A 25,146-nucleotide genomic window follows, 5' to 3' on the forward strand; every position below is an offset into this window, starting at 1 on the left:
TTACATCAAGATATTATTTTCCGGCGTTATAGCCGGTGGTAAATCAGATTCATCGAGCATATCCCGCATATCAATTTCTATAGTTCGCGAAATATTTGTAATCGGAACATCGTTGGCACTGCCCTCAAATGGATTTGTAGAACTTTCACCAACAACATCTAACGAATTGAAAACCCATGTTAATAATATTGCAAATGGAATGTTTAGCCAGATGGAGTAGCCTTCTAATAAAGTCCCGATGCCTAATTTATTAAAATCGTTAAGCAAACCATAAGGAACAAGAAATACAAAAAGGTTAAGCATAATATTGGCAATTGAAGAAAAATGACGCGGATAAGGAAAATTCTTTATCCTTTCTGCCTTACCCTGATTATCATAAAAATTTGTAATGGCTGCCTGTACAGATTGAAGCTGTAAATCGGTAAAATTATGCTCGACCGCCAATTTATTAATATGGCTTGATTGTAAAGCCATTAATTGAGTTGCTTTATTTTTCTTGGTTAAAACATAATCTAATTCTTCAGCAGATAAATATTTCTTCAGCACTTCTTCAAGTTTATCCGTTTTCTCTGCAATATGATAGTTTTTTGCATATTCTACATTTCGTGGATCATCTATATTTTCCCAAACACGCGGCTCTCTAAGTTGAAAACGCAAAGCAGTTAACCATGCAAAGTGACGGTAAAAAATTATCTGTACATCTTGCTTCTTGTCTTTTGAGGATAAAAAATCGCGAACCATAACCCCGAACGACCTGCTTGCATTAATAATTCCGCCGTAAATTTGGCGTGCTTCCCACAATCGGGCATAACTTGCATTATTTTTAAAACCGATAATAAAAGAAACTGCCGTACCTAACAACGCTACCGGAACCCAGGAAATTGACAAGAAAGTAAAACCGCAGAAATGGTATAATACCGTTGGAATAATGGCTAAAATACTCAGTCTGAGTATATCTCTGCGTGTCCATAAAATAAATTCTAAAAGGGTGTACTTTTTTCCAGCATGCATAATTTTAAAGTTTTTATTTGTGGGATGCTATTTATTTGGGACAAGCGAAGATAATTTTTTTAGTAAAATGTTTAACAGAATTGTTTGAACAAACGTTGTTTTGTTCACAAAATAAGTATGAAAATCCGTTTTAGGGTAATGTCATCCATACATGTTTTTTGTTAGATTTATGTTATAAGCAGCGTGGTAAAATACTCAAAGGTTAATAGGCTATTAGCCAAAAAATAGCTAATAAATTTTTTATCCTTAGATATATCAAGGATTCGCAACAATATCCCAATTCATGTGTTAAATTAAATATGAAAATTCTGCTCACAGGGGCTACCGGTTACATCGGAAGAAGACTGATGCCTGCTTTATTGGATATGGGTCATGAACTTATTTGCCTGGTTAGAGACAAAGCAAGGTTAGATATCTCAGCTTTTAAAGCCGGGCAGGTTGAAGTTCTTCAAGCTGATTTGCTTAACCCGGAAACCTTAAAATTGCTCCCTAAAGATATAGACACGGCTTATTATCTTGTTCATTCAATGAGTACCGAAGGCGATTTTAGTAAGAGCGAATTGGATTCTGCGGAAAATTTTATTAATTATCTGAATGAAACTTCGGCCAGACAATTAATTTATCTTTCGGGTATTATTAACGAAGAAAAGCTTAGCAAACACCTTGAAAGCAGAAAGGCTGTTGAAGAAAAACTGTCCAATGGTAAAGTTCCGGTAACGGTGTTAAGAGCCGGAATCATCATTGGTTCGGGAAGTGCTTCGTTTGAAATTATCAGAGACTTAGTAGAAAAACTTCCGGTTATGGTTGCACCAAAATGGCTTAAAACCATGTGTCAGCCAATTGCCATCCGTAACGTAATAGAATTTTTAACGGGTGTTTTAGATAAGAAAGATTACTTCGGAAATCATTATGATATTTATGGGCCAGACTTGTTAACCTATAAGGACATGTTGATGGCTTTTGCAAGTGTAAGAAAGTTAAAACGTAAAATTATTGTAGTGCCTGTTTTTACACCTAAGCTTTCATCCTACTGGCTTTATTTTGTAACTGCAACGTCTTATGCTTTGGCAAAAAACTTAGTTGAGAGCATGAAAATAGATGTTGTGCCCAAAAAGAACCATTTACATAAAGATTTAGGCATTACCTTAATCCCTTATCGCGATGCAATTTCGATGGCCTTTGAAAAAATAGAGCAAAACTTAGTGTTATCTAGCTGGAGTGATTCGGGTAATAGCCGGATTTTTAACAAAGGCCTATCGGCACATATAGAAGTTCCAAAATTCGGTGTTTTTCAAGACAAGCAAAAAATGCCGGCAAAAGATGTAGACCTGGCTTTAAACCGCATTTTTTCTATAGGCGGCAAAAATGGTTGGTATTATGCAGATTGGTTGTGGGGATTTAGAGGTTTTCTTGACCGATTATTCGGTGGCGTAGGTTTAAGGCGTGGCCGAAAAAATGCATCGCAAACATCAGCCGGAGAAGCATTGGATTTCTGGCGGGTAATTTTTTCATCACAAAGTGAGAAACGATTATTACTTTATGCGGAGATGAAACTGCCTGGTGAAGCATGGCTGGAATTTTGTATTGATGAAAAAAATGTGGTGCATCAAACTGCTACCTTTAGGCCTTTGGGCATTAGTGGGCGGATGTATTGGATGGCAATGCTTCCTTTCCACTATTTCATTTTTAAAGGCATGCTTACAAAAATATGTTCAGCTGATGCTTCTAAACATCATTAAAGAAAAAAATCAGCCTTTGGCAAAAAAAATATATGGAAAACTTAGAATTAATACTGATACCAGCTGCAAGAAAAGGCGAAATCGCGGTACTGGCAGAACTGATTAGCAGAGGTGTAAACTTAGAATATAAAGATGAAAAAGGTTATACACCTTTAATTATTGCGGCTTACAACGGACAGACTGAAGCGGTTAAAACGCTTCTTGCGGCCGGAGCAAATGTAGATGCAACAGATTTAGGAGGTAATACCGCCTTAATGGGCTGCGCTTTTAAAGGAAATCTTGAAATTGCAGAATTGCTTATTGATGCCGGAGCAAATTTAAATTTACAGCATGGCAATGGCGGAACAGCGGTAATGTTTGCAGTAATGTTTGGCAGAAACGACATGTTGCAACTTCTTGTTAACCGCGGTGCAGATACAAAACTACCAGATAGCCGCGGACTTACTGCTTTGGAACACGCTTTTCTTCAAGGTAATCAGGAAGCGCAATTACTACTTGGTGGTCAAACTGCTTAACAGTTAATTTATTACATCAAAGCTAAAAAAGGCAAACCATCAGGTTCGCCTTTTTTGTTTTAAAAGCTATGCAGGTACTTTCCGTGGATTTTCTCTATTCCAAAACCTGTGCAAGGCTATCATTTTTTTAAAAGTCTGAATTAAAGCTGAAGCATCATCACTAACTAAAATCCCTTCGCTCAATACAGTTTCTTCTTTAAAATTGGCTGGCAGCTTTTTATGGAAAGCGGTTGCCTCCAGCAATTGCAACGCATCACCATCCGTAGCAATGGCTTTGCAATGTTTAAAAGCTTGATTTAAAAATTGCACCGCATTTGCTTCTGCTTCTAAACTAGCAACCGAATTTGTACCACCAGGAACATAAACAGCATCATATAAAACAGATGCCGCAGTTAAAAAGCTTTCATCTGGTTGAATTTTCTGGTCTTCAACAGAAGTTATTTCACCAAGTCTTGGTGCAATAATATGTACAACTGCTCCATCTGCAACTAATGCATCCTTTACCGAACTTAGCGTTTTACCATTTACACCGTCTGCAGCCAATATGGCTATTTTTCTGGTTTCTATGGTATCCTTAACGGTATTAACCATACTCAGAGCTTCAGATTTTGCTAAACTACCTTCAGGATTTTCTGAAGCATAATCAGCTTTGCTACCATCGGCAGGAATGCTGTTATTCAAATCTTCTAATGCAATTTCAGGAATATGTAATCCTAAAGCATAGGCAATAGCCGAAGCAAGGGCATCATCGATTTGATTCAGCAGCGCTAACATTCTTTCGCGTACCATAATTGATTTTACCTTTCCAAGCTCGAAACTTAAGGCATCGATAATGTGATTTTGCTCTGCCGGACTTTGTGAATGAAAAAATAATCTGGCCTGAGAAAAGTGATCAAAGAAACTTCTGCTTCTGGAACGGATTTTTCTTCCATCAATGCGTTCATTGTAACTTACAAAGCCACCATCGGCCGCTTTAACTTGTGCAGGGTTATTTCCAGCTAATCCATTCGGACCATAAGCGGTTTTACCACGGTTAATGGTTTGACGCATATAACCGTCACGCTGGTTGTTATGAACCGGATTTATTGGTCTGTTAATCGGAATTTCCTGAAAATTTGGACCACCTAAACGGATAAGCTGAGTATCTGTATAAGAAAATAACCTGCCTTGCAAAAGTGGGTCGTTGGTAAAATCAATACCTGGCACAACATGCCCGATGTGAAATGCAGATTGCTCAGTTTCTGCAAAGAAATTATCCGGATTACGGTTTAAAGTCATTTTTCCGATGCGTTGAACCGGCACAAGTTCTTCAGGAATGAGTTTAGTTGGGTCGAGTAAATCGAATTCAAACTTATGCTCATCTTCTTCTGCAACCACCTGGATGCCTAGCTCCCATTCTGGAAAGGCGCCTGCCTCAATGGCGTCCCATAAATCCCTACGATGAAAATCAGGATCCTTACCGGAAATTACCTGTGCTTCATCCCAGGCTACTGCGTGTACGCCTAAAAGTGGTTTCCAATGGAATTTAACAAAGCTCGATTTGCCTTCTGCATTAACCAAACGGAATGTATGAACACCGAAGCCTTCCATCATGCGGTAACTTCTGGGTAAAGCCCTATCACTCATCGCCCACATAACCATGTGTGCCGACTCTGGCAATTGTGAAATAAAGTCCCAAAAGGTATCATGGGCAGAAGCTGCCTGAGGCATCTCATTATCTGGTTCTGGCTTTACCGCATGAATTAAATCAGGGAATTTAATAGCATCCTGAATAAAAAAAACGGGCATATTGTTGCCTACCAAATCAAAATTTCCTTGCTGAGTATAAAATTTTACGGCAAATCCCCTAACATCTCTTGCCATGTCTGTAGAGCCGCGAGAGCCAGCTACTGTAGAAAAACGAACAAATACAGGCGTTTCCTGTGCAGGTTTACACAAAAAATCTGCACAGGTTAGTGCTGATAAATCTTCATAAACCTTAAAAACACCATGAGCACCTGAACCACGGGCATGTACCACACGTTCAGGGATTCGCTCATGATCAAAATGAGTAATCTTTTCACGAAGTATAAAATCTTCAAGAAGTGTTGCGCCTCTGTCTCCCGCTTTCAAAGAGTTCTGGTCATCGTTAATTTTGACGCCAGTATTGCTGCTCATTTGCTGTCCGCTGCTATCATTAATAAAATTTTCCAGCTGCCTGGTTTTATCATTTTCGGCATGATTTAAATTTGCCTGTTTATCGTTATTTTTGCTTTGCTTAGCCATTTTTTAAGGTTTTTATGCTTCTGATAAAGCCTGGTTAATAATATCTTCAAATCCGAGTGCATTAAGTTTCTGCTCTGCGGCTTGCTCTTCATCCAGCGTTTGCTGTAGTAATTCTGAAACAGATTCTAGCGATAGTTTATCAGCTAGGTTTTTTAAACCGGTATAACTTGCTATCTCATAATGCTCAACTTTTCCACAAGCCAAGATAATTCCCAAATCGCGTACTGCAGAATCAGATGGCGTTTGCTCAACAATGCCTTCTGCCTCCTTACTTAAGCCTTCCATCGCATCACACTTTTTTGCCAATGCCTTTTCATCTAACAGGTTAAAAATTTCTTCTAGCCTGGAAACCTGATTTTTTGTTTCAGCTAAATGAGCTGATAAAGCTTTTTGTAGCGATGCAGAACTTGCTGCAGATATCATTTTTGGCAATGCCTTTGTTAAATGATTCTCTGCCCAATACAAATCAGATAAACCATCTTTAAACAATTTAAAGAGTGGGGAGTTATTTTGAATGGGCTGCTTTTCTGTTTGGCTGTCGTTGTTTGGTGTGACTTGTTTTTTCATGGGATGTGTGATTAGGTACTACTATTACAACCCTGTATTTTTTGGAAGGTTTTGCCTATTATTAAATAAGTGTTAATGAAGATTTTCGGTATCTGTACGATGGAAATAATGGAAGTAAATATTATCTTAGTTAAGAACCTATTTACAACATTGATTTTTTAAAACTGAATTAAACCTAATGTGTTTATAGTATATGAAAATGAGTATTGAACTAAGGGAGCAGCTAAGATGTGGTGCAAATCCATACGGAGCTACACTGGCAGACAATATAAATAAATCATACGCCAACATTTCTGCCCGCTATGGTAATGGCAATCTATATCTCTATTTACCAGATTCCTGGGATAAATCGACCGTTCTAAAACCCTGGCTTGATAAATTTTTGAAAACTCAGCCACAAATAAATTGCCCGCTTGAGCGTCTTCAGGTTATTGTTTATCTCCACGATGCCATTCAATTGGTGAGCATATTAAATCCTTCTGAGCTCGATGCAATGGAAATGGATGAGGACAATTCTAAAGCAAGAAAATTTAGACACGACTATTCTCAAGATTGGAAAACACCTATGCCTTTAACGCACCCTTGGTATAAGGATAAAAATTATTTCAAAAACAGCCGTTAGCTTTCTGTAGAATATTTTGAATAGATTAGCATTGAATGCACCTATTGCTCGTCATTTATTAATTTTTGCAATCAAGCTATACTTTAAATCTTATTGTAATGGATGTTCTTCTGCTCATCAATGTACATTTCAAGGCTTATTGAAGTTGTACCGATTACGCAAGGCGACGATTTTGAAGCACCGCGGCTGTTTAAATGTTCGTACAATGGTGTATATAAGGGTTGTAAAGACTGAACTAACTCCTCAAATTCAGTTTCTGCAGCTTTAATTTCATTTTTATACCTTTCAATGTGCTCAACAAATCCGGTACTTTTATCTTCTTTTAAATCTTTTAAGTGTTCTGCCATCGTATAATCAATATGATGTCTTTGTAAAAGGGCTCTTTCTTTTAATCTAAAATAGTCGATGGCAAGTAATAGTTTTTCCATACCAACCTAACGAATTAAGCGGTGTATGGTTTTAATTTTTCATTGTAAAATGCATTTTGGCACATACTATTGAAATTGATGCTTTTTTATGCCAGTATCCATTAATTGTCGGTTTTTGTAGTCATAAGTTTTTAAATAAATCATATTGTTGTTATTGCCAATTATTATAAAAGGCAAAAAAATATAATTTATGGTGATTTACACTTGCTTTAATGAGCAAATTAGTTCAATAAACAAATGACATTTGGATAAATAGTGCTGAAACAGAATTATGTCTGCCAGAATATTGAAAATCAAAAATTTTGGTATTGGATTTGTAATTTAAAAATCATCTCTAAAAAAAGCTATATGACAAATTCTGAATTCAGTTTAAAAACAGCCAGCGTTGCACCAGAATTATTAAGTTTTGCAATGCGTTTCACAAATAACAATGAAGATGCACAAGACCTTTTACAAGACACTTTGGTAAAGGCTTATACATATCAGGCTCAGTTTGATCATCAAACCAATTTAAAAGCGTGGCTTTATACAATTATGAGAAACACTTTTATCAATAATTACAGAAGAAAACTTAAAACGTATGCATTAATTAATCAGCGTGATGAGATAAGCTATAGTGAATTAAGTTACAGTGCGAGCAAAAATTTAGCTGAAGGTTCACTGGTGTTAAAAGATGTTAGAAAAGCGCTAAATCAAATTCCAGAAGCTTATGCAATTCCATTTATCCGCCATTTTGAAGGCTATAAATACTTTGAAATAGCTGAAGAATTAAATATGCCTATTGGAACTGTTAAAACCAGAATTCATCTAGCCCGCAAAATGCTAAAAGAATATTTACAGAGTTATGCTAAGGTTGCCTATAAATCTGGCGAAGCTTAATACAAACCCTTCAAAAAAAGTATGATTATCAATAAACTAAAAGTTACCTCGCACAAAAGGTAGCTTTTTTCATTAATACTAAATTTTTAACATTGATATTCTACAGTTGGTAATACTTACGATTTTTAGGTAAGGGCAAATTTTATATCCTAGTTTTCAGTGTGATAACAAAACAAAAAACCAACACATTTGTATAGTTAGCATGAAACTGAAATTGATGCTTCTTCCTCTTGTGATGATTGCAGCCTGCCAAAATACAAATCCTGAAAAGGGCACCGGCGGAAATCATGTTGAAGAAAAGACTGTACTAAGCAATAAATCAATTGTAGATTCTGCAAAGTCGGTTTTAGATCAATCTTTTGCTTTGCATCAACAATTGCAAAAAGGTAAAATTACGGATGCTGATTTTGAAAAGCAAAATGCGAGCCTGATGGTGCATTTTGAAAGTTTAAATGAAAGTTTGTCTCCGGCTGATACCTTAATTATCAAAGAATATAAAGAAGAAAGAGAGCGGGTGCTTGCAGAGCAAAATAAAAAAAATAATTCATCCGGCATATGGGAGTAATGAATCAAGAAAGTAATCAAAATCAAACCCCAAGCAGATTCGGGCGTGCATTCATCGCCCTTTATAATGTATTTAACTTTATTGGTCGTTTTTTTAAAGAGGCTTTTCTGCCGCCTTATGAATTTAAAGAGCTAATGAAGCAATGTTATGAAATTGGTTACCGATCTGCTTTGCTAATTTCTACCACAGGTTTTATTACAGGTTTGGTTTTCACTAAACAATCACGACCATCCTTATCAGAATTTGGTGCCACTTCATGGCTACCATCTTTAGTGGGTATTGCCTTACTTCGTACCTTAGCGCCTTTACTTACCGGTTTAATTGCGGCTGGTAAAGTAGGCTCGAGTATTGGAGCCGAATTAGGTTCGATGAAAGTAAGCGAGCAGATTGATGCAATGGAAGTAAGTGCAACAAATCCCTTCAAATTCCTGGTTGCAACCCGAGTGCTGGCGGCTACGATTACAATGCCAATACTTACTTTTTATACTGCAATGGTGGGCATGCTTGGTGCATTGCTTAATGTATCTGTAAATGAAGGTACAAGTGCTACAACTTTTTTTCAAAGCGCATTAGAAAGTATAACTTTTCTCGATATTATTGCCTCCACTATTAAAGCCATATTATTTGGTTTTACAATTGCAATTGTTGGTTGTTATCAAGGATATAACTCATCTAAAGGTACTGAAGGCGTTGGTAAGGCTGCAAACTCAGCGGTGGTAACAGCAATGTTCCTAATTTTTATTGAAGAGGTTATTTGTGTGCAGATTTTTAGTTTATTTAATTCTTAAAGGAGATGGAATCGAAACCAAAAACTGATTTATCGACTGAAAAGGTAATCGAAATCCGGAACTTGAATAAAGCCTTTGGAGATTACCGCGTACTAGAATCTGCTTCGCTGGATTTACATAAAGGAGAAAATCTGGTTGTTTTAGGTAAAAGCGGAACAGGTAAATCGGTATTAATTAAAATTATTGTTGGTTTACTATCACCAGATAGCGGCCACGTAAATGTGCTTGGACAAAGTATAGAAACCATCAGCTATGCAGATTTATTGGAACTACGGCTTCGGGTTGGTTTCTCCTTTCAAAACAGTGCACTATATGATAGTATGACGGTTCGTGATAATCTTGAGTTTCCATTAGTGAGGAACCGAAGAGATATGGGCCGAAAGGAAGTTGATGCATTGGTTGAAGAAATGCTGGAGGCTGTTGGATTGTTGCAGGCAATTAATCAAATGCCTTCAGAACTTTCTGGAGGGCAGCGGAAACGGATTGGTATTGCCAGAACACTAATGCTTAAGCCTGAAATTATGCTTTACGACGAACCTACGGCAGGACTTGATCCAATTACATCTAAAGAAATAAATAAATTGATTAATGATGTGCAGGCACGATACCATACGAGTGCGATCATCATTACACATGATTTAACCTGTGCAAAAGAGGTGGGCAACCGGGTTGCTATGCTGGTAGAGCGCAGATTTGACCGCCAAGGCACTTTTGATGACATATTTAATGCAGGCGACGCACAAGCGCAGCCTTTTTTCGATTATAACTTTATACGCTAACAAATGAACGATAATAAAAAGAAAATTACAGTCGGCCTATTCATTGGAATTGGTATTCTGATATTTGTGGTGGCCATTTTCACTTTGGGCAGCCAAAAGAAAACTTTTGTAAAAAGCATTAACCTTAATGTGGTTTTTAACGATATTCAAGGCTTAAAAAAAGGCAACAATGTCTGGTTTTCAGGTGTTAAAATCGGTACAATTAAAAAAATTGATTTTTACGGATCTTCACAAGTTAAAGTACAGCTTAGTATTGAAGAAGATGTTCATAAATATATTCATAAGGATGCCGGTGCAAGTATCGGTGCGGATGGATTAATCGGTAATAAAATTGTGGTGCTTACTGGTGGCACCCCTAAATTTCCCTTTGTAGAAGATGGAGATATGCTTAAGGTAAATACTTCACTTTCTACAGATGATATTATGAAAACCCTTCAGGTAAACAATAAAAATCTTGTAGATGTAACTGGAGATTTTAAAATACTCGCCAAAAATCTGGTTGATGGTAAAGGCGCTGCCGGTGCATTGCTAAGTGACGAAGAAATGGCTAAGAACTTTAAAATGATGGTTGCCAATTTAAGTCAGACCTCTCAAATGACATCAAAAGCTGCCGTAGAATTACGCGAATTTAGTAAAACTATTAATACTAAGGATGGTTTGATGCATCAGATGTTAACCGATACAGCAGTGTTTAAGAGGTTTGAATCTGCTGTTGCAAACTTAAACAAAACAACACAATCTGCTAGTGCTATGGCAGATAACCTCCAAAGTGCATCTGCAAAACTTAAAAGCAACGATAACGCAGCCGGCCTATTGTTAAATGATGAGCAAACAGCTAAACAAGTTAAATCGATTATGGTTAACTTAGAAAAAAGCAGTAAGAAACTTGATGAAGATTTAGAAGCGCTTCAAAGCAACTTTTTATTACGTGGTTTCTTTAAAAAACGTGCTAAAGATTCTTTAAAACTGAAAAACAACTAAGGTAATTGCAGAATTTAAAACATAAAAATAAAATCCCGGCTAGCCCGGGATTTATTGGTTAAATAAGAATTTAGAATTGACTTTTTTATTTAATTCTGCAGTAAACCATCAGTAAGGCTTTTCCACTGAGGATAAGAAACACCTAGTTTTGCTGCAGCGCCAACTAAAAAATTTCTTGCCATATCAAGTAATCCAACTCCGTTAGTGTTTGTCGTTTCATTTCTTGCAAACTCTTCTGCAAAAACTAAATATCCTTCCCTGCTAACTTTAAATGTAGAGGTAGCATCTTTATCCAGAAAATGTGCAATAACTTCTGATTTTGAACAGGGCATTGATGATGGTCTGACGCGAATAGCAGTCCATTCATAATTCTCGTCCTCAGCACGGCCAATAGCTTCAACCCTAACCCAATCATAACCCATGCCGGCCTCAGTGCCAAGCCCTGGTATATCAATTCTTATAAAATCCCCCTCTTCTACTAATCTATCTGTTTTGTTCCTATTTTCATCAAATAACTGAAATTTTGAAGGACTACTGTATGTTCCCCATGCATTAACGTTCAATAATCTTTCAACGCTTCGCTGGTAAATAAGCTTTGCATGGGCTTCAGTTTCTGCTGCTACACCAGACTGAACATGCATGCTGCTACCTTTTTTTTGAGGTGGAATAAATTCTGACTTTATCTGTTTCATTCTTGTCTCTATAAATTGATGATATAACCTTTTTAATGAGACAAAGTTTTTTGAACTTGCAAAATGCGTATTTAATCAGATGAAGAAATGTTAAATTAATTTTAAAATAAACTGGAAAAAAAATCTATTTGTAGATTTGAAACAGCCTGATATTAACAAAGCAACACCATCCGATGTTGCTTTTGCACTTAACCAAATTAAGGCGACTTCAATTTTTCTCTTAATTTTATTTATTTAGTTCGAAAATATATTGCCCCTTAGCTGGTATAGAAATTTCTTTAGAAATTTGCATATTTTTTCCTGAGATGATATCTTTTCCTGAAGAATAACCAGAAGTAATATCTGTAAATCGCTCCATAGAGATTGATTGGTCTTTTAAAGAACTGTTAAGCACAACCATTACACTTTGGTTATCAGCCTTCCGACCGTAAACATATACACCATTTTTTGGTGCATAATGAATCAATTTTCCACCTGTTATCGCCTTACTGGTTTTGCGCCACTGTAAAAGATTTTGCAAATAATCCCAGGCTTCATTTTGAATTTCACTCCGGCCTGCTTTTGTAAATTCATCCTTTTTATCCTCTTGCCATCCGCCAGGAAAATCAACTCTTAGGCGTCCGTCTCCATCTTCTTTGGTACCAATCATTAACACTTCTGTACCATAATAAATTTGCGGAATGCCGCGTGTGGTGAGCAAAAAAGCCAATCCCTGCTTAAAACGTTTTAAATCTTTATCTTCTTTTCTACTAAATCTTCCTAAGTCATGATTATCCAAAAAGGTTAATATTTGATAAGGGTCAGCATAAACAAAATCCTGTGCTACATCTTCGAAAATTTCGTTTAAATAACCATTATCGGTTTCGCCATCAAACGCCTTTTGCATGGTAAATGTTAAAGAGAAATCCATTGGCGTTTTCAGGTGCGAATCTTTTTTATCGAAGGTAGAACCAGCTTGCCACCAGGCTGGAGATGTTTTTTTGTTATACCAGGTTTCGCCAACAATATTAAAATTAGGATACTCATCATAAACTTCTTTATTCCATCTGGCCAGAAAATCAAAATCCATATAGGAGTACGTATCCTGTCTGATACCATCAATGCGGGCATATTCTATCCACCAAATACTATTTTGAATTAAGTAAGTTGCAAGATGGGGGTTTCGCTGGTTCAAATCTGGCATGCCTCGAGTAAACCAGCCATTTAAAAATGTATTACGTTCGGTAGGCGACGCATGAACATCCATCACAGAAACTGTTGCATGGTTAGTTTGTAGAAAAACACCATCATTATTTATCCAATCTTTAGATGGCAAATCTCGCATCCACCAGTGCGAACTTCCACAATGATTTAGCACCATATCCATCACCATCTTCATACCTTTATTATGTGTTTCCTGAGTTAGTGCTTTAAATTCTTCATTGCTACCAAACCTTGGGTCTGATTGATAAAAATCTGTAATCGCATAGCCGTGATAAGAGCCACCTCTCATTCTATTTTCCTGTATCGGATTTAGCCAAACTGTGGTAATACCCAGGTCTTTCATATAATCCAGCTTTTGCCTTACCCCTTCGTAATCTCCACCATGACGAGCATTCGGGCTTTTCCTGTTGATTAAAACGCTATCCAGATTATCGTTTTTTGCATTGCCGTTTGCAAAACGATCAGGCGTTATTAAATACAAAACATCAGCGGCATTGAAACCCAATGCACCACTTTTATCTGTACGGTTTTTTAAAGGATAATTATAGGTAAACTTATCTGCACCATTAGAGAAGTCGATTGATACATTACCCGCCTTTGCGCTTTTAGAAACATTTACATACAGAAATACGTAATTTGGATTTTCTACCTTTACCGCTTCTTTTAAACTTACACCCTGGTAATTAAGCGTAACTTTTGCATTGCCAATTCCCGGCCCATAAACCAGAATCTGAAACTCCGTTTTTTTCATACCCACCCACCAGTTTGCCGGTTCTACCCTGTTTATGGTAATTTTTGCAAATACGCTATTCCAATTGCAAAGCAAAGCCAGTAGGCTTAAATAAATTATTTTCTTACACATTTCATTTTTTTTATTTTATGAATTAATGTTTAATTTTTAAAACCATATATTGATATGGCTCAAGTTTAACTTGTGCAGGCAAAACAGTCTTTTTATTACCAAAAACATCAATCCAATTGCCAGTTAGCGATGTTGGCAGATTATAATCTACCGACTTATTTCTCAAATTTGATAAAACCAACACCTTTTCACCGTCTAGAACCTTGGTAAATACGCACACATCATCGCTGCTGTAGGAAGTCATTTCTCCCCTACGCACCGTTTTATTTTTATTCCAAAAGTTTACAACTCTTTTGTAATCAGCAAGCACTTCTTTATTAGTTTCTTCTAACGACCAATCAATTGATTTACTTGTAAAAGGGAAAGTAAGGCGGAATGGTGTGCCAATTTCCTGACCATTGTATATCATTGGGATACCTTTCATGTAAGCGGTTACTACAAAGGCGGCCATAGAACCTTTTTTGCCACCAAATAAATCTAATGGAGTACCGTCAGAGCCATTTACATCGTGATTAGTAAGGTAGCGAACCACAGCTTGTCCTTCAGCAGCACCTTTATAATCTCTTTCGTTTAGCGCATCGATAGATTTTACAGACTTATTTTTATTGAAGATGCTTTTAAGGTTGCCAAAATAGTTGAAACCAAAAAAGTAATCGAAACCTACACCAAGGTATTTAGGGCTGCTTCCTTCTGCAAGCATTAAAAGTTTATGCGTTTTAATCGTTTTTAAACTATCGTTTACTTGCTTCCAAAAATCCAGCGGCGGACCATCAGCATAATCACAGCGAAAACCATCGATATTCGCTTTATACACCCACGATTTCATCGAATGAATTAATGATAATCTTAGTTCCTGATTTTTAAAATCAAGCTGGGCTACATCTCGCCACGTTTCCGGATATTTAATTTGACCAACGCTATCACGCACATAATAACCGGGTTTTTCTATCCATGGATGATCCCATGAAGTATGATTGGCTACAATATCTAACATCACAGCAATATTTCTCTTATGCGCACCATCTACCAATTTTCTTAAATCTTGTAGAGAGCCAAATTCTTTACCTACAGAATCATAATCCATTGTAGCGTATGGGGAGTTTGCACCTTTAAGCTTACCTACCGGATAAATTGGCATCAGGTAGATTACATTAACACCTAAATTTTTTATCGCGTCCAGGCGAGCCGTAACACCAGCAAAATCTCCGGTTTTACTAAAGGCACGAGTATTTACCTGGTAAAGAATTACATCCCGCCTATCGGGTACGCCCTTAAAAGGTTTTCCATATTGTGGTGGATATGCTTTCTCTTGACCTAAGCTTACAAGTGGTAAAATTAAACAGCAAATTGCTGCAAAAAGACGTATCGAAATTTTGTTTCTCATCATTTATTTATTGTTATGTTAATCTGGGGATATCAAAAGTATCCCCAGAAATACTATTAATAACCAGGGTTTTGTTTTAAATTAGGATTTGCGTTCATTGCCGCCGTAGGTATAGGGAAAATTTTCCAATGTGCATCAACAGCAGGAACCAATCCATGCCCTAAAGTAAACGTATCAAAGCGAATCATATCTTGCCTGCGATGTCCTTCCCAATTCAATTCAAACCCACGCTCATCATAAATGTTTTCGAGAGTTGGATTTGCACTAAGTGCACTCAATCCCGCCCTTACCCTAACCTGATCGATAAATGGTTTGCCAGAAGCCGCATTACCCAAGCGTACATTACATTCGGCCATCATAAGCAATACATCAGCATAGCGATAAATAGGAAAATCGTTTGAACTTCCGCTACCATCATTTGGTGCTACAGGATAAAATTTTACACCCCTAACCCCTTCTGTTATACCAGCTCCGGGATTTATTAATGAAGTTACCTTTGGCGTATAGGTAACACCGCCTGGCTGAGGACCAATTAAAAACTGTTTAATTCTGATATCGTTTGCAGCGTACTTATTGTATGTTTCTTCTGGCACTATTGTTCCATTCCAGCCGGCAAAACCAAACATTGCAACACCATTTGGTCCGTTTACACTTCTAAGCGCCAATACATTATTTCCAATTACATTACGCTTTAACCAAATTGCCAAAATAGTTTCATCATCAGGACAGGTATCGCCAAAAAGTTCAAAATAACGATTACCCAATGGACTTGAAGCATTTGCAGTTCCCGGATGCAAGGTATAACCTCCAGATGCTACTTTTGTGCATGCTGCCAAACATTCTGCCCATTTTGGAGTACCAGTATAAACACCAGCATTAAGATACATTTTGGCTAAGAATGTATATGCCGCCCATTTATTAAAGCGGCCATAAAAAGCACCACCCTTTGTTTCTGGCAGAATATCTGCATTGGCAGTAATTTCGCTAACAATCCAATTAAAAATTTGAGTTCTGGTTTGTGTTTTTAGCTGTGCAGTTGTAATATTATTATCAGTGTAAAATGGTACATCTCCAAAATCATCTATTAACAGATAATAAAACCATGCACGTAAAATCTTCACCTCTGCAAGTTTAGCTGCAGGTGCGCTGGCTTTTTCTAATTGCTCAACAGCCAAATTTGCAAGGTAAATTGAATTGTAACAAGCGTTCCAGGTGGTATTAATCTGGCCTAAGGCCGGTGTCCAGGCTCGGGTATATAACCACGCATTTTCTGGCCCCCAATCTCCGCTTACTCTATGCGGCACTACCTGTTCATCGGTACACATATTATTAGTGTCATAATATCCATTGTCTCCACCACCAAACTGTGGCATACGGGCATAAACACTAGCTAAAGCTATATCTGGTCCTTTCGGATCTGCAAAAAATTGGTCTGCTGTGTATTTATCGTAAACATTCTCGTCAACTTTTGTGCAGCTATTTGCCATTAATCCTGCCGCAATTATCGTGGTAATTATTAATTTTTTCATCACTTTTTATTTTAAGATAATATTTAAACCAACAGCAATATTTCTAACCCTTGGGTAAATACCATTGTCTCCGCCGGTTTCCTCTGGGTCAATACCCGAATATTTTGTTATCAGCAATAAATTTTGGCCGGTTAGCGAAAAGCGTACCGAACTAATGTGTTTTGATTTAGCTGTAGGAATTCTATAGCCAAGATTTACGTTTTCCAAACGGATAAATTTTCCATCCTCCAACCAGTAATCAGACGCTAAAGGATATGCAGATGTGAAAATATTATCATCGATAGCACTTTTAAGTAAGTTAGATTTTCCTAAATTTTCTAAAAAGCTCAGGTTTGAGCGTAAAGCATTAAACAACTTGTTACCACCAGAACCACGAACTAATATTGCTGCATCGAAATTTTTATAGCTAAAGCTCGGCGTAAAGGCAAAAGTATATTTTGGCTGTGTTTGTCCGGCGAAGATTCTATCAGGACTTGTAGCACCCGCATCTATACGCCCGTTTCTATCCTGGTCTACAATAATTTGTGTTCCATTTGTTGTTACACCTCCATGCTGAAGTATGTAAATTGAACCGATGGCCTGACCAACAACCAGATAAGCATTTTGCCCACCATACGGAACATTATTGGTAATTAATGGTACGCCATTAAGTGAGCCGCTTAAATTTAAAACTTTTGAATCCATTAAAGTTACATTTCCACCAAGTGTTAATCTTGTAGAAGCATTGCTGATGAGATCGTAATTTAAAGCCATTTCCACACCTCTACCTTGGATGCTACCAACATTGGCCTGAATGGAGCCTGTTGGGAAGGGAGGTTGTGGCACTGTATAGCCATACAGCAACTTATTTGTAACATTTTTATAAATATCGAAGCTACCATTCAGGCGGCCTTTAAATAGGGCAAAATCTAAACCTATATTTGTAGATTTCTTCTGCTCCCATTCCAAATCAGCATTTGCATTTTGCGTAACCCTGAAATTGGTTTGCACATTCCCTGCAAAAAATACAGTTCCAGATCCTTGTACAATTTGCAGAGATTGTAGAACATTTAAAGGCTGCTGATTTCCTGTAATACCAAAACCGGCCCTTAATTTAAGCGAAGAAAACACATTCTGATTTTTCATAAACGGTTCCTGGTCAATTTTCCAGGCTACCGATGCCGACGGAAAATTACCCCATTTATGATTTGCACCAAAAACTGTGGCACCATCTCTCCTAAAGTTTGCAGTTAATAAATATCGGTCTTTGTATGAGTAATTTACACGACCTAAAACCGAAACAGTTCTGCGTTGATTACGATATGAAGAATAATCTCCAGCTTGCACTTTAGAAAAATCTCCTAAACCAAGGTTATTATAGGTGGCCAAGTCATTTACAAATCCACGAGCTGCGCTACCGCTTCCAGAATCCATTTGGGCCTGCCATTCGTAAACCGCAGCTGCATCAAAATGATGATCTCCGAAATCTTTGCTGTAATTCAACTGAAAATCCATCAGTTTATAATCAGAATTATTGTTATTAACGCTTGCATATCCCTTCTGATCTATAGCTGCAGCCACAGTTGATATTGCTGGTGTATAATTTCCTGATGTACCATTAGTTTTCTGCCAGCTGCCAAATACCTCTGCTGATAAGCCACTGATAATTTTATAGTTAATACGCATCGAACCTAATAAACGGTTAGATTCAGTTTCACTAATGATGCTATTCGCAGCAGCCAATACATTCAAAGGCTGAAAAAGATTTGGATCAGTAAAATAACTGCCATCTGGGCGATAAACCGGATCTGTTGGCCTTGATATGTATGCGTTAGAAATGAGATTTGAAGTAAAAGCTGCACGGCCAATAGAACCCGGACTTCCATTATTTTGAGTATTAGTTCCGTTTAAAGTCATCGTAATGGATAATTTATTTTCCAATGCCTTTTGAGTAGCTTCAATTCGACCAATAAAGCGTTGATTATCAGAATTTATAACTATACCATTTTGCAGTACCATACCTAAAGATGCACGGTAAGAAAAATTATCACTACTACCACCTAAAGTAAGCGTATGGTTTTGTGTTGTACCATTTCTGGTAAGCAAGCCAAACCAATCGGTATCAGCACCAAAATTAGAAGATGCCGGTATACTTCGGGCAGCAGCCTGTTGCGACCATTCTGCAGCCGAAAGCATTTCGAGTTGTCTGGTTACAACATCTACTGAAGAATTTGCATTATACTCAATAGATGTACCACTTCTGCTTTTTTTCATGGTTACAATCAGCACGCCTGATGCTCCGCGTGAACCATAAATAGCCGTTGCAGAAGCATCTTTTAGCACTTCAATACTTTGAATTTCCGTTGGCGGAATTTGATTAAGGAAACTTACATCGCCCTGAACACCATCTATAACCACAAGCGGATTGTTATTGCCTTGAATTGAAGTAATACCTCTGATTTTAATATTTGGAGCACTGCCCGGTTCGCTCCCTGTTTGGGTAATTACCACACCGGCAGCCTTACCTGCTATCTGTTGCAATGGACTGGTAATAGCACCCTGATTAAAATCCTTACTACCGATACTGGCCACCGCACCCGTAACATCCGATTTCTTGGTAGTTCCATATCCAACTACAACAACATCAGAAAGTGATTTAGCATCTGGTTTGAGTTGAATAACAACTGCCTTGCCTCCTGTTAAGGTACGCTCAGCAGGGTCATAGCCCATATAATTTACAATAATGGTGAGCGCATTTTGATTTAAAGCAAGCTGAAACTCTCCGTTCGAGTTTGTTGTTGTTCGTTGATTTGTTCCTTTAATCTGGATTGTGGCTCCTGCTAAAGGCTCATTATTTTCATCTACAATCTTTCCATTAAAAGCAGATTGCTGAGAAAAGGCAATGCTGGAAATGATTAGGAAAAGTATGGTTAGTCCATACCTGAAAGAATAAAAAAAGTAGTTTTTTCTCATCATAATTTTGATTAGTAATTTGGTTAGTTGCAGCTGAAAAGGCTTCCAGCGATTACGAATCAAAGTAAGAAGAGTTTAAAAATAAACGCAAGAGCAGAAAATCCAAATATTAAAAATATATGAAACACAAAACATATAATATATTAATAATCAGATACTTGAATAATAAATTATAGAAATAATATATAGATCATCTATAAGAAAACGAGAAGATAATACACCTTTTTAAACACATTTTAACACTCACAACAAGAGCGATTAAAGACTTAAAAATCAAATGTTATGTGCCGAATTAATAGAATATAAAAACCCAAATATTAAAATTTATTTGGATTGGTCATATTTGATATTTTTCTTTTATACTAATAGTCGAACGGGAATTCGTTTTTTACAGTTCGGATATTCATAATCTTTTCTTTAAAAACATCATTTGCTATTAAAGATCTGTTTTTGACTTTCGTTTTGTAAGTATAAATAGTATTTACAGAATAGTTCAAAATCTTGGCAATGGTTTCATTCTCATCAATGCCTAATCTAATTAAAGCAAAAATCCTGAGTTCCTTATTTAAAAGCTGCCCGGCAGTTGGTAGAGTTCTATCCTCATCTGCAAATAACGCATTAAACTCTTGTATAAAATCTGGAAAAAGATTTAAGAAAACTTCATCGAAACGCTGAAAAAAATGTTCCCTTTCGATATTGGTATTTAGTCTGTTAATAATTACCTGCAATTCATCATATTGCTTATGATGTACAATTTTTTCCAGGCTTCGTTTAAGCTTTTCGAGTTTCTCGATAGAATCTGCATTGATGTTAAAAAATTGCCCAATGTATTCCTCCTTAATCAGATTTACTTCGTCAAGTTTACGATTGGTACGTGTTAATGAGCGATTGGCCACATCAAGAGAATTGTTAATATTGAGCAGCTCAGCATTAGCAAGATTTAAATCATGATTTTTTTCCAATATTAATGTATCGGCAATCCTAATTTTCTTTAATTGTCTAAAAGTTGTGGTTGCAAAATAGATTGTCAGAATAATTAAGCCGGTAATAATCGAAGCATATATTAGAAGCGAACGTTTTTGTTTTTCAATATCATTGATTTTATCCCTTTCTATTATAGGTAGTATATTACTGATTTCAACCTTGCGCTGTTTCGCTCCATAAAAATTATTATCCTCTATAGCACTATGAATATAAGTGAAAGCTTCTTTAACACTTCCTTGGCTATATAAGTATTTAGCAAGATTAACTAAAGCTAATGATTCTTTTATAGAATGAGTATTATCCAGTATTGAAGATTTTATCAGATAGCTAACCCCTAAATCAGGCTTATTAACGCTAAAATACAGATAACTCAAACAGCTGTAATTAATTGCGCTATCCTGATAAGTTGATTTCATTTTCAGCAACCGCTCGTAAGGCTCAATTGCAGCCTTAAATTGTTTACTTCGGAGTAGTTTCAAACCCTTACCCGAAAGATATTCATAAGAAGCTATTGGATACTTATTCATTATTGTATCACAATATTTTATACCTCTTTCCTTGTAATGCTCACTAAAATCATGGATTTTATTGTAATCAGTTAAATCGAAATTACTCCTGGCCATTAGAAAATAATACTCAAACTGGTGGCTTTCATTTAATAATTTCGGATTTACACCTTGCAATGTATCCAAACCTTCTTTAAACATACCAGAAGATATCAGTACAAACCCCACATTAACTTTGGAATAATTAATTTTTGCGGGGTCTTTTAATAAATGAGCACAATCACTTGCTTTACGAGAATATACGTATGCCGAATCGTGTATATAAGACTTGTAAGCGTTAAACAAAGCCAGATAAGCCTGATAACGCAAATCTACATTGTTAAAATTGGCTTTAAGTTTTTGCTGAAGCCTACCAATAGACGCCCTTTTTTTAGCATCAAAAAACGCCTTATCTTTTAGTACATTCGTTAATACTTTTTTAAGGCTATCAATATTCTCCTTTCCAAAAGCCGGAGCAGAAAAAGTAAAAGTGACCAAAAAAATTAGAAGATTAATGCCAAACCTTAAACACCGAATTATTTTAAAGCTTGTGGAGCGTAACATCATTTTGGTATATAATGAAATGATTTAAAGCAATAAACAATTGCATGTTTTGCTTAAATATTTGGTTAAATCAAATATAATGAATCACCTTAATAAATTCCATTTCCTGCATGGATGTTACAATGAATTAGCCATACAAGCTAAAAGTAATTTTAGTTAGATATAAAACTTTTAAAAAAGAAAACCGCTTAAAATTAATTAAGCGGTTTCTATTGTTTTTGTGGAGCCGAAGGTTCCTTTTCGTTTTATAAAATTAGAGTAAATACAGTAAAGAAACTGTGTATATCTGTGGTAGCTTTCATACCGCCTTAAATCAATTTTTAAAGTTTAGTGAAGTATAGTAAAAATGAGAAAAGACTTTTTTGTATGTGAATTTGTATGCACTCAATTTTATCTCGTAATTAACAAATGTTTTAATATATGAAAATTTAAATGTTACTTTGTAAGTAATTGATTATTAATATATTAAATAATAATAATATAATATTTTATATAATTTAACAAATAAAACAATGGCTAAGGCAACACCTAAATTGGAATCAAGAAAAGATATAAACACAGGGAAATTAAAGCAAACTAATATTCCTATACTGATAGATTTTTCATTTGATGGAAAACGAATGTGGATACAGAGTGGGCAGAATATCGATCGGAATAAATGGGATGAAAAAAATCATAGAGTTAAACCAAATTACATTGGGAGTGTAGAAATTAATGCAATAGTCGCTTCCAAATGTGACCAAGTAAATAAAATATATAGAGATATGATTTTAGCAGGTAAGCAACCTAATGTAAATTCTCTAAGAAATGCTTTAAATGGTAATGATGTCAAAGACAAAAAAACATTAGTTCAACATTATGAAGAATTTATTGAAGGCTATAAGCTTAAAGCTTCAATTGGTACCGTAAAGAAGTTATCAACGAATAAAAAACATCTAATAGAATTTGCAAAAAAGAAGAAAATCAATCTTGATTTTGAAGTTGTAGATACAATGTTCTTTAATAAATATGTAGAATACTGCTTAGTTGACTTAAAACATACTAATGGCACAGTAGCAAGAAATGTTAAAGTGCTTAAATGGTTTTTAAACCACTGCGTAAGACTTGGATATACTAGTAATTACGCATTTAAAACATTTAGGTATAAATTTACAGAACCAGAAATTTTGGCGTTGACTGGAGACGAACTAATGAAGATTCAGAACTTAAAAACAAACAATATCTGTTTGGCGCAGGTTAGGGATTGTTTTCTTCTAATGTCATACACAACCTTAAGGTATTCAGATGCATCGGCAATAAGGAAATCAGATGTTGCAGATGGTAACATTAATATAATTTCACAGAAAACTAAGTCTGCGCTAAGTATACCGATTATCCCTCAGGTGGAATTATTATTAGATAGATATAAAGATATTAGTGGACCTTACATTATGCCTTTTATTAGTAACCAAAAAATGAATGAATACTTAAAAAAAATTGGTGAATTAGCAGGATTAAATCGATTGGTAACGAAAGTTAAATATAGGGGTAGTCAAAAGTTGGAAGAAACTTTTAAACTATATGAGGTATTAACTTGTCACTTTGGAAGAAAATCAGGTATAAGTATAATGTTTAATCAAGGTGTTGACAGCGAAATGATTAGGTCGATAAGTAACCACAAAAGTCTTAGCTCTTTTGCACGATACAACAAAATAGATAATGGATTTAAAGCAGTTCAAATGAACAAAGCATTTGGACAAATACAGCAAATAAGTTAAAAATTATTTGTAAAATTTTTAGAATTCTTAGTAATTGCCCAAAAGTTATCCAGGTTCTCTGGATTTCTTTATCTCAAGTTTACCTTAAATCCTATTTAGGTAGCGGAGATTTTTTCCATCAAATTACTATCACCACCAAATTAGTAATTGGCCCTGCATCATTAGATGATAGCAAAATTGTAAATCCAAATTGTAACCTCTTAGCAAGGTGCTAAGTTGTATTTTTTAAGAAAGCTCATCCAAATTTGATTTATGGAGATTGGAGATGGAAAAGCTGAATTTAATTTATTTACAATGTTTACAATTAACATACCTCTAGAGGAATTAATTGAAGTTTTTAAAGAACAATTAAAAAATGCAATAGCAGAAACGGTTAATCAAACGCCGTTAGTTTTAGATGTTAAAAATTCAGAAGAACTATTAACCAGAAAACAAGCTTGCGCTTTGTTGGACATTAGTTTACCTACTTTATCCAAATATGTAGCGTCGGGTAAATTGCCTTATTCTAGGATTGGAAAAAAAATACTATTTGATAAAAATGCCCTATTAAAGGCATGCAAAGTGGTTAACAAGAAATGATTGACTACACTGTTTTTAGAATTGTTAATTTTTCTAACTCAGAGTTCGAAAAATTTATAACATTAATTAATGCTGAATGCCCAATTAATAGCAATAAAGTATATGTTGACTTTTATAATCTGCGAATTTATTATTATCCAGATAGTAGGCTATTGTTGATAAAAAACTCTGTGCATAAATTTTATAATGCTTCTATAAGCCACATGCAGTTGGCTGAAAATTATAATGATTTTCATTTAACAGATATGATTGCGGTAGCAGAGGTACTTTCAAAGCTTTACTTCAATCGACCAATTGAAGATTTTGAATTATCTACCAATTTAGAGGTTGGTGTTAACGTTGATATTATAGGCTTTAAGCCATTTGATATTATTGACAGGTATTTATCTTACCAAGTTTATAATACATCAAATAGTTTTGTTACTTGTGAACCTAGGGGCGACAAAGGCAAGCCCATAATGCGGAAATCCTATTTGAGTGATTATCAATTAAAGTTTTACGATAAGTCAAAGCAAGCAAAAATAAACTTTAAAAATGTATTGAGGTATGAAGTTGTATTTGGTCAACTGCGAAAGATTCGAGCAGTTTTAGGTGAAGATAAATTAACTATGAAGACACTATGCCAATATGAAACATGGAAGAAATTTGGTGATTATCTGTTAGAGGTTTATTCTAATATTAGAAAGCTGCCTCTTATTGAAAACGTTGGAATTCCAATCGAAGATTTAAATAAAATTCATGCTCATTGTAACAAACACTTTAAAGAAGATTTGATTAGGGCGATGCCAAAATCGATTTATAATAGAGTACGCATTGAAAACCAACGTGTGTATAATAATTGGAATATTGCGCCAGAGAATATCCATTTACAAATTGAAAACAGTATTAAAAATAAAATTAATCAGTTAACAACGATACCGGTTTCATAGCTCGTAAGGAATTATGAAACGAAATTA

The 25,146-nt window shown here is 35.7% G+C and carries 21 protein-coding genes; 11 read left to right on the forward strand and 10 right to left on the reverse strand.

Features of this window, described 5'->3' with window-relative positions:
- Positions 1–1,011 (reverse strand): bestrophin family protein, encoded by a 1,011-nt coding sequence (locus LUA90_RS01585; RefSeq protein WP_231460027.1) that lies wholly within the window; start codon positions 1,009–1,011, stop codon positions 1–3.
- Between the two features lie 299 nt (positions 1,012–1,310).
- Between LUA90_RS01585 and LUA90_RS01590 the strand changes: the two genes are divergently transcribed.
- Together LUA90_RS01590 and LUA90_RS01595 are read left to right on the forward strand one after the other, a co-directional pair.
- Positions 1,311–2,750, forward strand: coding sequence for an SDR family oxidoreductase (locus LUA90_RS01590; RefSeq protein WP_231460026.1), 1,440 nt, complete (start codon positions 1,311–1,313; stop codon positions 2,748–2,750).
- Between the two features lie 32 nt (positions 2,751–2,782).
- Positions 2,783–3,265, forward strand: coding sequence for an ankyrin repeat domain-containing protein (locus tag LUA90_RS01595; RefSeq protein ID WP_231489848.1), 483 nt, complete (start codon positions 2,783–2,785; stop codon positions 3,263–3,265).
- Between the two features lie 66 nt (positions 3,266–3,331).
- Here LUA90_RS01595 and LUA90_RS01600 read toward each other — a convergent pair whose 3' ends face one another.
- Together LUA90_RS01600 and LUA90_RS01605 are read right to left on the reverse strand one after the other, a co-directional pair.
- Entirely contained in the window at positions 3,332–5,530 is a 2,199-nt protein-coding gene (locus tag LUA90_RS01600) for a catalase (protein WP_231489849.1), read from the reverse strand.
- A gap of 12 nt (positions 5,531–5,542) precedes the next feature.
- The gene (locus tag LUA90_RS01605; protein ID WP_231460023.1) at positions 5,543–6,097 is read right to left on the reverse strand and encodes a ferritin-like domain-containing protein; all 555 of its coding nucleotides are present in this window, start codon (positions 6,095–6,097) and stop codon (positions 5,543–5,545) included.
- A gap of 199 nt (positions 6,098–6,296) precedes the next feature.
- On the opposite strand from LUA90_RS01605, the gene LUA90_RS01610 reads away from it, so the two are divergent.
- The gene (locus LUA90_RS01610; protein WP_231460022.1) at positions 6,297–6,719 is read left to right on the forward strand and encodes a hypothetical protein; all 423 of its coding nucleotides are present in this window, start codon (positions 6,297–6,299) and stop codon (positions 6,717–6,719) included.
- Between the two features lie 83 nt (positions 6,720–6,802).
- Here LUA90_RS01610 and LUA90_RS01615 read toward each other — a convergent pair whose 3' ends face one another.
- A complete protein-coding gene (locus LUA90_RS01615) occupies positions 6,803–7,147 on the reverse strand; it encodes a hypothetical protein (protein WP_231460021.1) in 345 nt (114 codons plus the stop codon).
- A 348-nt stretch (positions 7,148–7,495) separates the two neighbouring features.
- On the opposite strand from LUA90_RS01615, the gene LUA90_RS01620 reads away from it, so the two are divergent.
- The 5 genes from LUA90_RS01620 to LUA90_RS01640 all read left to right on the forward strand — a co-directional run bounded on the left by LUA90_RS01620 (position 7,496) and on the right by LUA90_RS01640 (position 11,139).
- Entirely contained in the window at positions 7,496–8,026 is a 531-nt protein-coding gene (locus LUA90_RS01620; protein WP_231460020.1) for a sigma-70 family RNA polymerase sigma factor, read from the forward strand.
- Positions 8,027–8,228: 202 nt separating this feature from the next.
- Entirely contained in the window at positions 8,229–8,591 is a 363-nt protein-coding gene (locus tag LUA90_RS01625; RefSeq protein ID WP_231460019.1) for a hypothetical protein, read from the forward strand.
- On the forward strand, positions 8,591–9,379 hold the full coding sequence (locus LUA90_RS01630; protein ID WP_231460018.1) for an ABC transporter permease: 789 nt from the start codon (positions 8,591–8,593) through the stop codon (positions 9,377–9,379). Before LUA90_RS01625 ends, LUA90_RS01630 begins: the two co-directional genes overlap by 1 nt.
- Positions 9,380–9,384: 5 nt before the next feature.
- Positions 9,385–10,158 (forward strand): ABC transporter ATP-binding protein, encoded by a 774-nt coding sequence (locus LUA90_RS01635; protein WP_231460017.1) that lies wholly within the window; start codon positions 9,385–9,387, stop codon positions 10,156–10,158.
- A gap of 3 nt (positions 10,159–10,161) precedes the next feature.
- On the forward strand, positions 10,162–11,139 hold the full coding sequence (locus tag LUA90_RS01640) for an MlaD family protein (RefSeq protein ID WP_231460016.1): 978 nt from the start codon (positions 10,162–10,164) through the stop codon (positions 11,137–11,139).
- Positions 11,140–11,228: 89 nt separating this feature from the next.
- On the opposite strand, the gene LUA90_RS01645 is transcribed toward LUA90_RS01640, so the two are convergent.
- The 6 genes from LUA90_RS01645 to LUA90_RS01670 all read right to left on the reverse strand — a co-directional run bounded on the left by LUA90_RS01645 (position 11,229) and on the right by LUA90_RS01670 (position 21,788).
- Positions 11,229–11,831, reverse strand: a complete 603-nt coding sequence (locus LUA90_RS01645) for a hypothetical protein (RefSeq protein ID WP_231460015.1) — start codon at positions 11,829–11,831, stop codon at positions 11,229–11,231.
- A gap of 226 nt (positions 11,832–12,057) precedes the next feature.
- Positions 12,058–13,896 (reverse strand): glycoside hydrolase family 13 protein, encoded by a 1,839-nt coding sequence (locus LUA90_RS01650; protein WP_231489850.1) that lies wholly within the window; start codon positions 13,894–13,896, stop codon positions 12,058–12,060.
- A gap of 22 nt (positions 13,897–13,918) precedes the next feature.
- Positions 13,919–15,283: an alpha-amylase family glycosyl hydrolase gene (locus tag LUA90_RS01655; RefSeq protein WP_231460013.1), complete on the reverse strand. Its 1,365-nt coding sequence runs from the start codon at positions 15,281–15,283 to the stop codon at positions 13,919–13,921.
- 53 nt (positions 15,284–15,336) lie between these two features.
- Complete coding sequence (locus tag LUA90_RS01660; RefSeq protein WP_231460012.1) at positions 15,337–16,809, reverse strand: RagB/SusD family nutrient uptake outer membrane protein; 1,473 nt, start codon at positions 16,807–16,809, stop codon at positions 15,337–15,339.
- Positions 16,810–16,815: 6 nt separating this feature from the next.
- Positions 16,816–19,764: a TonB-dependent receptor gene (locus tag LUA90_RS01665; protein WP_231460011.1), complete on the reverse strand. Its 2,949-nt coding sequence runs from the start codon at positions 19,762–19,764 to the stop codon at positions 16,816–16,818.
- 359 nt (positions 19,765–20,123) lie between these two features.
- Positions 20,124–21,788 (reverse strand): DUF6377 domain-containing protein, encoded by a 1,665-nt coding sequence (locus LUA90_RS01670; protein WP_231460010.1) that lies wholly within the window; start codon positions 21,786–21,788, stop codon positions 20,124–20,126.
- A 578-nt stretch (positions 21,789–22,366) separates the two neighbouring features.
- On the opposite strand from LUA90_RS01670, the gene LUA90_RS01675 reads away from it, so the two are divergent.
- The 3 genes from LUA90_RS01675 to LUA90_RS01685 all read left to right on the forward strand — a co-directional run bounded on the left by LUA90_RS01675 (position 22,367) and on the right by LUA90_RS01685 (position 25,119).
- Positions 22,367–23,611 (forward strand): site-specific integrase, encoded by a 1,245-nt coding sequence (locus LUA90_RS01675; protein WP_231489851.1) that lies wholly within the window; start codon positions 22,367–22,369, stop codon positions 23,609–23,611.
- 252 nt (positions 23,612–23,863) lie between these two features.
- A complete protein-coding gene (locus LUA90_RS01680) occupies positions 23,864–24,190 on the forward strand; it encodes a helix-turn-helix domain-containing protein (RefSeq protein WP_231489852.1) in 327 nt (108 codons plus the stop codon).
- Positions 24,187–25,119, forward strand: a complete 933-nt coding sequence (locus LUA90_RS01685; protein ID WP_231489853.1) for a hypothetical protein — start codon at positions 24,187–24,189, stop codon at positions 25,117–25,119. Before LUA90_RS01680 ends, LUA90_RS01685 begins: the two co-directional genes overlap by 4 nt.
- Positions 25,120–25,146 lie beyond the last annotated feature (27 nt).

It is taken from the genome of Pedobacter sp. Leaf170 (assembly GCF_920984665.1).
Classification (GTDB): Bacteria; Bacteroidota; Bacteroidia; order Sphingobacteriales; family Sphingobacteriaceae; genus Pedobacter.